At 32.5% G+C, this 15464-nt stretch carries 11 protein-coding genes; 6 read left to right on the forward strand and 5 right to left on the reverse strand.

The annotated features are described in order from the left end of the window. Nucleotides 1-34 precede the first annotated feature (34 nt). From Q0910_RS03060 to Q0910_RS03075, 4 genes are read right to left on the reverse strand one after another with little or no spacing between them, the layout of a single operon-like run. On the reverse strand, nt 35-2434 hold the full coding sequence (locus tag Q0910_RS03060) for an ABC transporter permease (protein WP_299212466.1): 2400 nt from the start codon (nt 2432-2434) through the stop codon (nt 35-37). Nucleotides 2435-2493: 59 nt separating this feature from the next. Beyond that, on the reverse strand, nt 2494-3171 hold the full coding sequence (locus Q0910_RS03065; protein WP_298545850.1) for an ABC transporter ATP-binding protein: 678 nt from the start codon (nt 3169-3171) through the stop codon (nt 2494-2496). A gap of 46 nt (nt 3172-3217) precedes the next feature. After that, entirely contained in the window at nt 3218-4468 is a 1251-nt protein-coding gene (locus Q0910_RS03070; protein ID WP_299212468.1) for an efflux RND transporter periplasmic adaptor subunit, read from the reverse strand. A gap of 36 nt (nt 4469-4504) precedes the next feature. Further along, nucleotides 4505-4747, reverse strand: coding sequence for a hypothetical protein (locus Q0910_RS03075; RefSeq protein ID WP_299212470.1), 243 nt, complete (start codon nt 4745-4747; stop codon nt 4505-4507). Between the two features lie 232 nt (nt 4748-4979). Here Q0910_RS03075 and Q0910_RS03080 point away from each other — a divergent pair, with 232 nt between their 5' ends. From Q0910_RS03080 to Q0910_RS03090, 3 genes are all read left to right on the forward strand, one after another. Beyond that, nucleotides 4980-6326 carry a sigma-54 dependent transcriptional regulator gene (locus Q0910_RS03080; protein WP_299212472.1) on the forward strand — a complete coding sequence of 449 codons (1347 nt, stop codon included), beginning with the start codon at nt 4980-4982 and terminating at the stop codon, nt 6324-6326. A gap of 46 nt (nt 6327-6372) precedes the next feature. Then, a complete protein-coding gene (locus tag Q0910_RS03085) occupies nt 6373-7659 on the forward strand; it encodes a HAMP domain-containing sensor histidine kinase (protein ID WP_299212474.1) in 1287 nt (428 codons plus the stop codon). 479 nt (nt 7660-8138) lie between these two features. Continuing rightward, on the forward strand, nt 8139-8669 hold the full coding sequence (locus Q0910_RS03090; RefSeq protein ID WP_299212476.1) for a hypothetical protein: 531 nt from the start codon (nt 8139-8141) through the stop codon (nt 8667-8669). A gap of 157 nt (nt 8670-8826) precedes the next feature. On the opposite strand, the gene Q0910_RS03095 is transcribed toward Q0910_RS03090, so the two are convergent. Beyond that, entirely contained in the window at nt 8827-9690 is an 864-nt protein-coding gene (locus tag Q0910_RS03095; protein ID WP_299212478.1) for an AraC family transcriptional regulator, read from the reverse strand. A 117-nt stretch (nt 9691-9807) separates the two neighbouring features. On the opposite strand from Q0910_RS03095, the gene Q0910_RS03100 reads away from it, so the two are divergent. The 3 genes from Q0910_RS03100 to Q0910_RS03110 all read left to right on the forward strand — a co-directional run bounded on the left by Q0910_RS03100 (nt 9808) and on the right by Q0910_RS03110 (nt 15155). Beyond that, complete coding sequence (locus Q0910_RS03100; RefSeq protein ID WP_299212480.1) at nt 9808-11439, forward strand: alpha-amylase family glycosyl hydrolase; 1632 nt, start codon at nt 9808-9810, stop codon at nt 11437-11439. A gap of 113 nt (nt 11440-11552) precedes the next feature. Then, nucleotides 11553-12377: a GLPGLI family protein gene (locus tag Q0910_RS03105; protein WP_299212482.1), complete on the forward strand. Its 825-nt coding sequence runs from the start codon at nt 11553-11555 to the stop codon at nt 12375-12377. Between the two features lie 39 nt (nt 12378-12416). Further along, a complete protein-coding gene (locus tag Q0910_RS03110; RefSeq protein ID WP_299212484.1) occupies nt 12417-15155 on the forward strand; it encodes a carboxypeptidase regulatory-like domain-containing protein in 2739 nt (912 codons plus the stop codon). Nucleotides 15156-15464 lie beyond the last annotated feature (309 nt).

Raw genomic sequence — 15464 nt, forward strand, 5'->3', positions numbered from 1 at the left:
GATTTACTGTTCGTTTTTTGATAGATTGATTGGTTTATTCTGTTCTTAAGGAATCTACAGGATTCGCAGTTACCGATTTTATAGCTTGTACACTTATCGTAATAATAGTTATGATAAGTGCCCCAAAACCTGCGATTAAAAATATGTTCCAGGAAATATCAGTTCTATAAGAAAATTTCTGTAACCATTGACTCATAAAATAATAAGCAATAGGACCCGCTATGAAGAGTGCAATAATTACTAGTTTAATAAAATCTTTAGAAAGTAACATCCATAAATTACCTAAAGAAGCTCCAAGGATTTTTCGCACGCCTATTTCTTTTGTACGTTGTTCTGCTACAAAGGATGCAAGTCCAAACAATCCTAAGAGACTTATGAATATAGCTAGCATAGTAAAGACTTTTGCTAAACTAGCAATACGCTCTTCTGCTTTAAATTTTTTGGCATATTCCTGATCCACAAATTGATAGTCAAATGGAAGGTTTGGAAAATTCTTTTTAAAAGTTTCTTCTACCAATACCAAACTACTGCTTACACTTTTTGCAGGGTGTAAGCGTAGATTATAAAAACTTGCATTTTGATTTTTATCAAATACGTACATCGCTTGTTTTACAGGACTATAAGGAGACTGAACGATCATGTCTTTGATTACTCCAACAATTTTAAGTGGATCATCAGGATCTTCGGTATCAGAATCTCTAATGTATTTACCTATTGGATCCTTCAACCCCATATATTTTACAGCGGTTTCATTAAGAATTACAGCATTAGAATCAGAGGCAAATTCTCTGGAAAAACCTCTACCCGCAATTAGTTCGATATCTAATGTTTTAGTAAATTCATAAGAAACTGATGTATATGCTAAATCTTCCTGAAAACCCTCAGGTTTTCCTTCCCAGGTATATCCACTTCTGTTTGACCAAACATTTGTAGTTGGGCTACTGGTCGTTGCCATTTCTATAGCTGCACCAGAGGCTATGAATTGATTACGCATAAGATCAGCTTTACCAGTAAATTCATCACTCATAACTGGGATTTGTATCAATCCTTCTTTATTATACCCTACGGGTCTGTCTTTACTATGTTGTATTTGATTCATTACTACGAGTGTACCTATAATAAGGGCGATAGATACTGTAAACTGTGTAACTACCAATATTTTTCTGGGAACTGCTGCAAAACGACCTGCTTTAAAAGTTCCTTTTAAAACCGAAACAGGATTGAAAGAAGATAAATACAGTGCCGGATAGCTACCTGCCAGAAACGCAGTTAGAATAATAAACACTAGAGAAACACTCCAAAACTGAAGACTTAGCCACGGAAAAACAATTTCTTTGCTAGCTAAATTATTGAAACTGTTTAGGAATAATAACACAATTGCGAGCGCTACGACAAAAGAGAAAACGACGACTAGAAAAGATTCACTTAAAAACTGAAAAACAAGTTGCCCTCTTTTAGAACCAATAGATTTTCTTATACCAACTTCTGTAGCACGTTTTTCTGAACGAGCAGTACTTAAATTAACAAAATTGATACAGGCAAGTAGTAATACGAATAAGCCAATAATACCAAATAACCAAACATTTTCAATTCGCCCACCTGTTTGAACTCCGTTTTCGAAATTAGAGCGTAAATGCCAATCCTTCATAGGTAATAAAAACAACTGAGGGTTAAATTCTGCCGTTTCTTCATTAGCTTTTTTCTTGGCATCTTTTATTTTGGACGTAACAATATCCATAGTGGTATTTTCATTGATCTGTACAAAAAGCTGAAACGAATTGTTTCCCCAAGCATCTGCAGATCTTTCAATCCATTCTTGAGTTGTTATATAATGTTTCCACGGAATAATATATTCTGTATCATCAAAAGCGTTGTTAACCGGTATATCTTCGTATACAGCAGTTACTATTAAGTCATCTGTATTATTTACTTTTATAATTTTACCTAGCGGATTTTCTTTAGCGAATAGTGTTTCTGCAGTGGATTTAGAAAGCATGATTGAATTCTTTTCTTTTAATCCATATTTTTCACCTTGAAGAATTTTTAGGTTTAATACATCTGGAGCAGGTTCCTGCATAAAATTACCGTCTCTATAAATGCTTTTTTCACCATATCTTAAATATCTGGGTTGCGTCCAGGAGGACATCATGATATACTTAAAATTATCATTATAATTTTCGCGTAATTCGAATTCCAGAGGTCTTGGAATTGCAGGTCCTGTACCTATTTTACCATTAAATGTCTGACTTTGGAAAACTTGTGCAATTGTTGCCTTGTTTTCAAAGTAATTATTATAACTCAACTCGTCTGTGATCCATAAACCTATCATCATAGTTACAGCCATACCAAGAGCAAGACCAGAAATATTAATAAAAGAATAGATTCTATTTTTAAGAAGGTTTCTAAATGCTATTTTGATGTAATTCCTAAACATAATTATTGATTTACTGATTCGATTTTGATTGATTACTGATTGATGAATAACCTTTGCGATTACGTTAATATATTTTCTGTCACTTTTTGTCCGTCTAGCATTCTGATAATGCGATGACTGTATTTAGCATCGTGTTCACTATGCGTTACCATGATGATGGTGGTTCCTGCTTCGTTAAGTTCAATTAATAAATCCATCACTTCATTACCATTGGTGCTATCTAGATTTCCTGTAGGTTCATCTGCTAGAATAAGCTTAGGATTATTAACTACGGCTCTGGCAACAGCAACTCGTTGTTGTTGTCCACCAGATAACTGTTGAGGGAAGTGATTACGACGGTGCATGATTTGCATTTTTTCTAGTACTTCTTCCACACGTTTTTTGCGTTCTGCAGGTTTAACACCTGTATAGATCAAGGGTAATTCTACGTTTTCGAAAACAGTAAGCTCATCAATAAGATTAAAACTCTGAAAAACAAAACCTACATTATGTTTACGTAAGTCTGATCGTTTACGTTCTTTATAACCAGCAACTTCTTCGCCATTAAATTTGAAACTTCCACCATCGGGATCATCTAGTAATCCTAAGATGTTCAGTAAGGTTGATTTTCCACAACCAGAAGGTCCCATGATTGCTACAAATTCACCTTCTTTTACACTAAAAGACAGTTTGTTTAGCGCTATGGTTTGTACTTCTTCGGTCCTATAAAATTTTTCTAAGTCTGTTATTTGTATCATTACGTTCGATTATTTAATCCGCCTGAGGCGGACAGGTTCATTTCTTTTACTTTAATATTAATTCTTCTGTATCTCCAAAACTGTCATAACTAGATGTTACTACTTGATCACCAGGAAGTAATCCTTCGATAACTTCATAATATTCTGTGTTTTGACTTCCTAAGCGGATATTTACTTTATAGGCGCTGCTTCCTCCTTCACTGATCTTAAAAATCCAATTACCACCAGTTTTCTGGAAAAATCCACCTTTAGGAACAAGTAGTGCTTGCTTTTCTGCGCTTAAGGCTACACGGATTTGTAAGTTTTGCCCTCTACGAATTCCTTCTGGGACATCACTTTCGAATTGCATATCCACCTGAAAACGTCCATTGGTAACTTGTGTAAATACTTTTTTGATGATTAGCGTATAGGTTTTATCATTAAAAGTAAAGGTTCCTTTTTGGCCATTATAAATTCTGGAAATATAGTGTTCGTCAATATCTACACGAACTTTAAACCCACTTAAAACATCAATTTGTCCTAATCGCTCTCCTTTATTTTTCGATTGTCCGATTTCTGCATCTAATGAGGTTAACTGCCCATCTACAGGAGCACGAACGACAAGGTCACCTACTTTTTTACGCATTAATTCTAATGCACTTTGTGTTCTTGCGTATGAACTTTGAGCTTGACTAACTTCTTGTTTAGTAGCAGAAGAATCCTGACTCAATACTTGTTTAGCTAGTTGCATACGCTGTTTTTGATAGTTATAGTCGTTTTCAGAAGATTGATATTCCTGACGACCAACGGCTCCTTTATCGTACAGTTTTTTATTTAGTTCATAAAGACGCTTAGCTTCAATAAGACTGTTTTCTACATCTGTGAATTGATTTCGCCTGTTAATAGTGTTTTGACGAGCCGCATTTTGAGAAATTTGCATCTGCGTTAATAAGTTGTATACTGATGTTTCTTGATTGATTAAACTTAATTCCAGATCGGTATTAGATAATCTTAAAATAGGCTCACCTTTTTTCATAATGGCTCCGTCTTCGACAAATTTTTCTTCAACTCTTCCACCTTCTAGTGCATCCAGATAAATAGTAGTGATGGGTAACACAATTCCATTTACCGGAATATTTTCCTGAAACACATCTTTCTTAATGGTATTGATGGCAATACGCTCTTTTTCTACGTTTAATTTAGAACCTCCAGAGGACTGTATAAATACAAAGAGTATCAATGCTAATATTGCTAAACCACCTATAGTCATTGCGATACGTGATTTTGAAAATTTCTTTTTTTGAATTGGAACGTCCATGTTTGGTCTTTTGATTATTGATGCTAATTAGTTGATTTAGTTTAATTTGTTTTTAGAACTTGCAAATCCAAACCCGTTACTATATAATAGATAGTTTTGATCGATAATGGCTTCAGAAAAAACGGGAAGCTCAACTTCTTTATTCGAATTTTTTAGAATTGTAGTTAAAGAGTCTTGAGCTGTGGAATTTTCTTTTTTTATTAGATTTGATTCCTTGGTGTACTGTCCATAAAAAAAAGTTACTAGAGTTACGATTAGAATTAAAATTAATTTGCTCATTTTATTATGAATTATCTCGTTATATTTTTAATCTTATTTTTATACATCAATTACATAGTCAAGATAGTGCCAAAAACATAAACAACTGTTTTTCAGTGATTAATGTTTTTTTGTGGAAATAAAAGTGTACGGTTTCGATACACTTTGTGTTCGAAAACGGTACATTTAAAGATCTTGAATATTTTATTTTCTAATTTTTAAATGCTGAATATAATATTGTAATATTGTATCAATGGTATTAAAGGAAGCTACGATATTAGTTATAGATGACGATGTAGATGTATTAACTGCGTTACGTCTTTTATTAAAACCTTTGGTAAGAGAGGTTGTTATAGAAAAGAACCCTAGCAATATAGGTGCTCAAATAGAGCAGAAAAAATTCGATATCATTATTCTAGATATGAATTTTAATGGACTGGTTAATACTGGTAACGAAGGGATTTTTTGGTTAAATAAGATTAAGGAAAAGAAACCTGGAACCGATGTTATTTTGATTACTGCCTATGCAGATATTGATTTGGCAATTCGTGCATTAAAAGAAGGAGCCTCTGATTTCTTAGTCAAGCCCTGGAAGAATGAAAAAATTATAAACACGATTACTACCTTATTACAGTCTAAAAAATCTAAAGATTCAAAAAATAATGTTGCCCAACCAGGAGCTAATACAATTATAGGAGAAAGTGACACGATTAAGGATGTGTTCTTAAAACTTAAAAAAGTTGCACCTACTGATGCTAATGTCCTAATTCTTGGAGAGAATGGTACGGGAAAAGATTTAATAGCAAGAGCACTACACGACAATTCTAACAGAAAGGATAAGCCTTTTGTAAAAGTAGATGTTGGAGCATTGACTTCATCACTTTTTGAGAGTGAATTGTTTGGTTATAAAAAGGGAGCTTTTACAGATGCTAAAGAAGATAGAGTAGGGCGATTCGAAGCTGCTAACGGAGGAACTTTGTTTTTGGATGAAATAGGTAATATTACTTTAGGACAGCAAGTACGTCTATTAACAGTTTTACAAAACAGGTTGGTTACTCCATTAGGATCTAATGAAGCAATTTCTATTGATATTAGATTAATTTGTGCAACCAATATTGAACCACAAGTTTTAGCAGATGAACAAAAGTTTAGAAAGGACTTAATTTATCGAATTAATACAGTAGATATTATGATGCCTCCATTACGAAATCGAGGAACAGATATTACGCTGCTGGCGAAACATTTTATTAATGTTTATGCAGATAAATATAATAAAAGTGCGTTCACATTGGATTCCGGATTTATTTCTAAATTAAAAAAACACGATTTTCCGGGTAATGTAAGAGAGCTACAGTATGTTTTAGAACGTGCTGTAATTATGACCGATGGAAGTGTATTAAAACCTGAAGATTTAGTTTTTTCTTCTATAGAAAGACAAACCAATAAGACTTCTGCTGTAACAATGAATTTAGATAGTATAGAAAAAAATGCAATTCTTACCGTTTTAGAAAAGAATAAAGGAAATGTTTCGAAATCTGCAAAAGAACTAGGAATTACTAGAGCAGCATTATACCGAAGGTTAGATAAGTATGAACTATAACGGTTACATTTTTAGACTATTCTTAAGGATTCTAATTTTGGTTTCCTTGATACTAGGTTTAGTATATGCTATTGATAGTGACTATAGCAGTATTGCTACCAGTGTCACGTTTGTAATCTTGTACGTTGGATATACCACTTATAATTTTGTCAGACGTCGTTTTGTTGTTATGGATGACTTTTTTGAAGCAGTTAAGTATCGAGATTTTTCCAGATGGTTTCCTGAAGATAGGGGGCCTAAGGATATAAGATTTTTGTATAAAGGCTTTAATGAAGTGAATCGTACTATCAAAGATATAAACTCTCAGAACGAGGCACAATATGTGTATCTTCAGAAGATACTGGAGATGGTAGATATTGGTATTATTGCTTATAATCTGGAAACGGGTGATGTGTTATGGTCCAACGATTCATTTAGAGAGACATTAGATTTTCCTGCATTTAAGAATATTCGTTTTGTAGAAAAAAGAAAACCCGATCTGTACGATGCAGTTTTTGAAACCTATCACAAAGAGCCGAACTCAATTTCCATAGCCGTTCAAAATGAAAAGATAAAAGTATTAATTTCTGATACGGTCTTTCAGGTTAAGAATGATCCATTTAAACTCATAGTTTTACAAAATATCGATGATACATTAAACAAAAATGAATCTGAAGCCTGGAAAAAACTGTTAAGTGTAATGACGCATGAAATTATGAATTCTATTGCTCCAATTTCCTCTCTAGCAGATACATTACAATCACATTTGCAGCTTACTTTGGATAATCCTAATGAGTATCCGCTAGAATTAGAAGATTTAAATGCAGGCGTAAAAACCATAAAAAACAGGAGTGAAGGTTTATTAAAGTTTGCTAAAACATATCGTAGTCTCAACAAAGTAACACATCTAAATCTGGAGAAAAAGAAGATTACTGAACTGTTTGATAATATACAATTGCTAATGCAACCTTCTTTGGATGTAAAAAACATTACTATTGACTTTAAGGTAGTACCGCCAAAATTAGAATTGAATATTGATAGCTATTTAATCGAGCAGGTTTTGATTAATCTAATCTTAAATGCGGTAGACGCTTGTAAGCATAAACCTAATCCAGAAATACGAGTAATTGCAGAACAAAAACCGAATAGAAGTATTGTAATTAAAGTGTATGATAATGGCTCTGGGATTCCTCAGGATATTATGGATAGTATTTTTATTCCGTTTTTCACCAGTAAATCGACTGGTAGTGGTATAGGGCTTAGCCTATGTAAACAAATTATGTTACTTCATAAAGGTAAAATTCTTGTAAATAGTAAAGAAAATGAAGGTACCGTGTTTACGTTAGTCTTTTAGCATGTAAAATTTCAATTCACATTTTATTTCTTTTAAAATTTTCACTAGATACAATTTAGAAATATATAATCCTGCGTTTAACTTAAATAACATATTTATATTGTTGATTTATTAGTAAAACTCTGTTTTGAAAAGTTGCATAGCAATACATTCAAAATAGATAGTTGAACTAATCCCGCTTTTTCAGCGGGATCTCAGGTTTAATACCTCGAAGCTTGCTTCGGAATTTTAAAACTATTTTCCATTGAATACCTTGTATGCTTGCATCGAGGTAGTTTATTAATAGTTATAGAATCAAATAGTAGTGTATAGTTTAAAAGAAACCAACTAGTTTTAAAATAAATAATAAAAAGGAGGGTAATAATATGTTGGTTTTTGACACTAATAAGAAAATACAAAATGTAGATTAATGACAAACTTGGATAAAGATTGTAAAATTTGATTTTTAATTACTAATAAATATTTATACAAAAAACGAAATGAAGAAAATAACTTTGCTTTTAGGATTCATAGGAATAATGTTTGCTTTTATGGCTTGTCAATCTGATGATGATTCTGGTCAGGCAGATTTTTTTATAGAAGGAACTGTTGACGGAGAAAAGGTTTATACCGATTATTTAAGGCCAGGAACCACAGAAACATATTTTACGGAGAGTCATCGTTTTACTTTTCAAAGAAAAATCTCCGAAGAAAATCAGATTATATGGTATATGTCTTTAGATGATCTGGATCTGGATAGTGTAACATTTCCAATTACCTTAAGACATTTTGAGAACAACGGTGATCCATTTCTTGATTTTTCTTATATCAATGATAATGAAGGTGAAAGAAGTTCATACAGAGTTGATAATATCAATACCCAGAGATTTAGTGTAACATTAACCAATTGGTCTGATGATATTCTATCAGGTACTTTCTCAGGAGAGCTAATCTCCGATATCGATACAGATACATTTATTACAGTTACAGATGGTGCTTTTAAAATAAAATTATCGAGAGTTAATTTATAATACATGCTATTAAAGAATCCTATTATTGGTTTACAATAATAGGATTCATCAATGTATTCAATATAGTATATCACATAATACTTAAATATATCATTTAGAAAAGGCAATAATAATCATTAAGTAACATTGAGATATTTAGGTGTTTTTATAACCAATCTTATACACCCTGACCATACTTCATTCTGTATTGTTTTGGTGATACTCCGGTAATGTTTTTAAATTTTTTAATAAAATAAGGGACACTATTATAACCAACTTCATAACAAATTTTAGAGACAGTAAAGGATTGCTCTGCCAAAAGTTTGGCAGCATAATCAACTCTAAGTTCATTAAGATACTGACTGAAGGTTTTTCGGGTATGTTCTTTAAAATAACGACAGAAAGAAGATTTGTTCATGCAAGCAATATTAGCCACTTCTTCCAGAGAGATATCTCTATGATAGTTTTGAGAGATAAACTTATTTACTTTTTGAATCCTACTGGGTTGATTAATGGTTTCTTGTATGGTCGAGATTTTGTCAATAATTTCAAAAGTAGTATTCGCCCATAAGCTTTCCAGTAAAGTAAGTATCTGAATAGTCCTTTGAAATCCGGTATAATTCAAAGCTGTATAAATGCAATCAAAAGCTACAGAATTTCTAATGTCAGAAAACTTGATTCCTCCAGAAGCCTTATAAAGTAATCGTTCAATGTTTCTAAATTCTGGAAGCGCTAATAAATAATTTTTAAAAAGATCAGAATGCATTTGTATCACAATAAATTCTGACGATAAATCATCGTTGTAATATTCCTCATCATTAATAAGGAGGTGAGATACATTTGAATCAAATAAAAATAAATCTCCTGGAGAAAAAGATTTCATTGTATTTTTTACAAATACTTTTCCAGTGCTTTTTAATACCAAGACTAATTCTATTTCAGGATGATGATGATAGGGAATATCAAGATTAGGAATTTGGTATTTTCTAATTTTTAATGATCGAGATACCCCGATTTCTATTTGTTCAAACATACTATTCATATATAACTAAATTAGTAAAAATAGTCATTATTGCAAATTAAGTGTAATTAATTGCATATTAGGTATAAATAAATCGACAATCCCTGAGATATCTTTGTAAGATAACGAAACCTTACTATGACAATAAAAAATTACTATATCGTCCTGGGTATTACCAGTATTCTTTTTGGTTGTGGGAAAGAAAAAACTTCACAATTGACTGTTAAGTCGGATAATAAGATTCAAATAGAAAAAAAGAAAGCTTCACCAGAAGAAGAGGTTTTTTACCATGTGTTTCAACGTAGTTTTTATGATAGTAATCAGGACAACCACGGTGATTTAAATGGCTTTACAAGTAAACTGGATTATTTACAGGATCTAGGTATAACATCTGTATTAATGACACCATTATACCCTTCGATCTATTACCATAATTACTTTCCAGATAGTTTTGAAGGAATAGATAAGGAGTACGGAACATTGAATGATTATATATCAATGATTAAAAATTTACATCAACGTGATATGAAATTCTATATGGATATGGAGATTCATTATGTAACTAAAAATCATACTTGGTTTAAAGAATCTTATAAAAACCCTGAATCTGAATATGGAGAATATATAATTTATAATGGGGCGAATAATTCAGAACCAGAATCAATTATTTTTAATTTAACGTCATTAGAAGGGTTTGATGGTCAATCTATAGAAATTACTACGGCGGATTTATATAACAAAAATGTTCAGAACTATTTTAATGAATTATTTACATTTTGGTTAGATCCTAATCAAGACGGTAATTTTGAAGATGGGGTAGATGGTTTTAGGATTGATCATATGATGGATGATCTGGACTGGAAAGGCATAAGAACGGATTTGTTTAGTAAATTTTGGGCTCCTTTATTTATAAATTTAAAAGCAATAAACCCCGATATTAAATTTTTTGGAGAACAGGCAGATTGGAAAGATTACGGGAAAGAATATTTTGATACAGGAAAGGTTGATATGATGTTTGGTTTTGGTATTAGAGAAGGTATCATATCTTTTGATAAAGAAGAATATATCGAAAAAGTCAATGCTACCGGTTTAGCAACACCAATCGGTAAGCATCAATTGGTGTTTTTAGAGAATCATGATATTCCGAGATATGCATCCATCGTTAAAGGAGATCCAAATAAATTGAAACTAGGTGCATTTTTAATGATGTTCACTAAAGGAATTCCCAGTATTTATTATGGACAAGAAATAGGGATGATCGGTGCAGGAGGATTTGGTAAATATGGAAATTCGGATGCTAATGATATCCCAATGCGAGAAGCTTTCGAATGGTATGCTACTATTGCAGGTTCTGGTATGGCATTATGGTATAAAGATACCGGACTTTGGTGGGAGCAAACTAGTATTATAGACAATGATGGTATCTCTGTCGAAGAACAGGTTGATGATCCCAATTCATTACTTAATTTTTATAAGAAAATTATTGATATCAGAAAATCCAATAAGGTTTTACAAATTGGTAAACAAGAGTTCCTGAAAAATGATCACGGTGATGTTATCAGTTTTTATCGTACCCATAATAATCATGTGTTTTTAATCATCGTTAATGTTGGAAAAAAGATTTCTGAGGTTAGGATAACTACTTCACAAAAAAACATTTCTAAAATGGAACCGCTTTTAGAACAAGGGCTACTCGATCATAAAATTAAAGAGGGAATCATTGTTGTAAAATTAAAACCATTAAGTTACGGGATGTGGAAGTTGCAATAGCCTAAATCCTTTTTTTATAGACTTCAAATTAGTAATACATCGTTAATGTTTTAATAAAGTCATGATTAAATGTTTAACAATTATATATATTCGTTAAACAAAATTTAATTACCATGAAAGCGCTAACGAATAACTATTTATTTTACCTGTTTGTTTTTTTCTTCTCCTCAAGCCTTGTTGCACAAGATTTTCAGGGTAAAGCTTACTATTATTCTAAATCAACAATGGAGCTAGGGAGTTGGGGCGCGAGATTGAGTGAAGCTCAGAAAAAACAGGTAGCAGTACGTTTAAAGAATAGGCTGGAGAAAACATATGTACTAACTTTCGATAAAGTGTCATCGATATTTAAAGAAGATGAAAAACTGGACGTAGATGTGCTCTCTGGCGCTACAGATACTTGGGGGAAAAACTTTTCTCCTGGTGAGCAATACAAAAATGTAAAGACCAGTGAATTTGTTCAGAAACAAGAATTCTATGGGAAGAATTTTTTGGTGAAGGATACGTTACAACCGATTGAATGGAAGATGGCAGCAGACACCAAGCAAATAGGAGGTTATACTTGTTATAAAGCAACTGCAATGATACCAACAACCGATCTTACCTGGTATGATTTTTCTTGGAGTGAATTAAGAGCAGCGAATAATCCAGACAAACCTGAGGGAGTACCAATGACTGAAGTTACTGCCTGGTATGCGCTAAAGGTTCCGGTTAGTTTGGGTCCATCAGAGTTTTGGGGACTTCCTGGATTGATTCTGGAGGCCAATGTAGGTAACACTACCATGTTATGTTTCAAAATTGTAATGAATCCTGAAGATAAATCAAAGATAGAAGCTCCTGATAAAGGAAAAGAAGTTACAAAAAAGGAATACAAAGAAATTATAACCGGCAAAATGCAGGAGATGCGTAACAATCGAGGTAGACGAAGACCAGGAAGCTAACAGTTTGAATTTTAAAGATTCATACATTATTTAAAATTCATGAGAACTCTTTTTGTGTTAGCACTACTTTGTGTAGTAAATAGTACGTTTGCTCAGGTAGCGCTAAGAGGTACCGTAAAGGATAGTTTGGGTAATCCATTAGAACTGGCAAACGTAGTTGCAATTAATCAAGATACCAAAATTTTACAAGCGTATGGAACTACAGATTCCAAAGGGAATTATACTCTGAACCTTAGTAAGAATACCAAGTTTAAGCTTACGGTTAGTTACATTGGTATGAAAGATTATGAGGAAATTATTTCTGTAGGAGAGATAGACATTACAAAAAATATAGTATTAAGATTCGGAAATACCTTGGATGAAGTTCAAATAACCTATGAAATGCCGGTAACGGTAAAAGGTGATACCTTAATTTACAATGCAGATTCCTTTAATACGGGTACAGAGCGTAAACTGGAAGATGTACTTCAAAACCTTCCTGGAGTCGAGATTAACGAAGAAGGACAAGTAGAGGTAGAAGGAAAAGTAGTAAATAAGTTAATGGTTAATGGAAAAGATTTCTTTGATGGAGATACCAAAGTGGCTACTAAAAACATTCCTTCTAAAGCTGTAGATAAGATACAAGTTCTTCGAAATTATTCAGAAGTAGACCAGTTGCGGGGAGTAACTAATAACCAGGACAATGTAGCGCTTAATATTAAACTGAAAGAAGGGAAGGAGAGTTTTTGGTTTGGAAACGTAACTGCTGGCGGAGGTTTTTCTCCAGATGAAGCACTCTATTTAGCGCAGCCAAAGCTTTTTTACTACAATCCAAAATACAGTATCAATTTTATCGGAGATATTAATAATACCGGAGAAGTCGCTTTATCCAGAAGAGATATTAGAAGTTTTGGAGGAGGTTTTAGATCACCGAGCAGGAGTAGCGGGACCAGTATAGATTTAGGGAATAATGACTTAAGTTTTTTAACCAATCAGAACAATGCTACAGCGATACGAAATAAATTAGGAGCTGCAAATTTTAGTTATTCCCCTAATAAATCGTTGGATCTAAGTGGCTTTGCCATTTTTAATGTAAGTCGTCTCTCTTCAAGGCAGTCAAGCTTTAATCAGTACACGGATGCTGATTTGGGGATTCCAGATGAATCAACGGAGCAGAATAATGAAGAAAAATCTGATCAAGGATTACTCAAATTAAGTGTGTCGTACAAGCCTAACGTTAATAACCAAATTGATTATGATGTTTTGGGGCGCATTTCTAAAGATGTACAAGATCAAAACTTCTTTTCATCTGTTTTAGGCACTACTATAGAAACCGAAGAAGCAACACCTTATAGTATCAATCAAAGTTTAAAGTATTATTATACGCTTAATGAGAGTAGTATTTTCGCATTAGAAGTAGAACATTTATTAAGAGACGAGGATCCCTTTTACAATGCCAGGCTAGTAAATGATCCAACAAATAATGATGAGGTAAACCCAGATGACAGAGATCCGTTTGATAATACGGCCGAAACCTTAGGTTTGAATACAACTCTGGAAAATTATATTTTAGGACAGAATAGAAGAATTAAATCAAATCAACTAGATGCTAAGCTTGACTATTTTTATATAATTAATGCAAAGAGCAACTTAAATGTGACATTGGGAACTATTTTTAGTCAACAAAACTTCGATTCCAGATTATTTCAGTTTTTAGATAATAGTACACAATTCGATCCAACTCCGAGTTTTAATGAAGGAAGAGCAGCCAATGATACAGAATATACATTTAGTGATGTGTATCTAGGATTTCATTATAGATTTAAAACAGGGAAATTCATTTTTACACCTGGATTATCAGTACACTCTTATGTAAACAAAAACAGTCAGTTTAATCAGAAATTTAATGAAAGCTTTTTCAGGTTATTACCTGATTTTGAAACTCGTATACAGTTTAAGAAAAATGAAAGCCTTACGTTCCGTTACGATATGCGTAATCAATTTACTGATGTTACCAGATTAGCGCAAGGATTAGTATTGAATAATTTTAACAGTATTCAATTTGGAGAACCTGATTTACAGAACGCTTTATCTCATAACTTAAGTCTATTTTATTCCAGTTTTAATCTGTTCAATTATACCAATATTTTTGCACGATTGGCGTACTCAAAAAATATTGATCAAATACGAGGCTTGACTAATTTTGATAATGTAATTACAACCAGTACGTTTTTTAATTCTAGTTTTGCAGACGAAAATTTTTCTGCTTTTGGTCGTATTCAACGTACTTTTGGTAAAGTTAGAGCAACGTTAAACACTAGTTTTAATTATAGCAAGATCAACCAATTCATTCAAGATAGGAGATCCGTGAACGAAGGGTTTACCCAAAGCTACAGACCAGGACTACGAACTAATTTTAAAAAAGCACCTAATGTTAGTGTGCAATATAATTACAGTATCACCACCAATTCCCAAGGATCCAATAAAACCACATTTTATACCAATGCACCATCCATAGATTTTGATGCTTACATATGGAAATCATTAACTTTTGTTACAGACTATACATACACAAGGCAAAGTAGAAAAGGTGGCGCTAGCCAATCATTTGATACCTGGAATGCTTCGTTGTCATATAGAAAAGACAAAGATGCTAAGTGGGAATATGAATTAAGAGCTACTAATATCCTGGATATAAAGTCAAGAGTAAACAACAGTGCGAACAATCTTTTTGTTTCATCCACAGAAACCTTTGTCTTACCTAGATTCATAACTTTTAGATTACGTTATGTGTTGTAGTCTACTATATTTGGTGGGCTCTTAGAACGTGATTACTTACCGAGGTGTTTTGCATAATTTTTATTTAGTAACATTTTGTATGAAGAATCTCTGTTTGTAAATAAGTTGATTAACTGTTAGTGGTTGTGAAATTTTATAATTAAAGAGTAAAGGAATTTAAATTCTCAAAGTAGGAAGATTACATGTATAGTCGAAAATATTGTAAAAAGTATCATTTCTTGTTTTGATACTTAAATTCTGATAATCGAGATAGAAGTATGTTTAGATTTACATTTCAAATACAACGAAATATTATTTTTTAAGTAAATG

Origin of the sequence: uncultured Aquimarina sp. (assembly GCF_947495315.1) — a bacterium.
Lineage (GTDB): Bacteria > Bacteroidota > Bacteroidia > Flavobacteriales > Flavobacteriaceae > Aquimarina.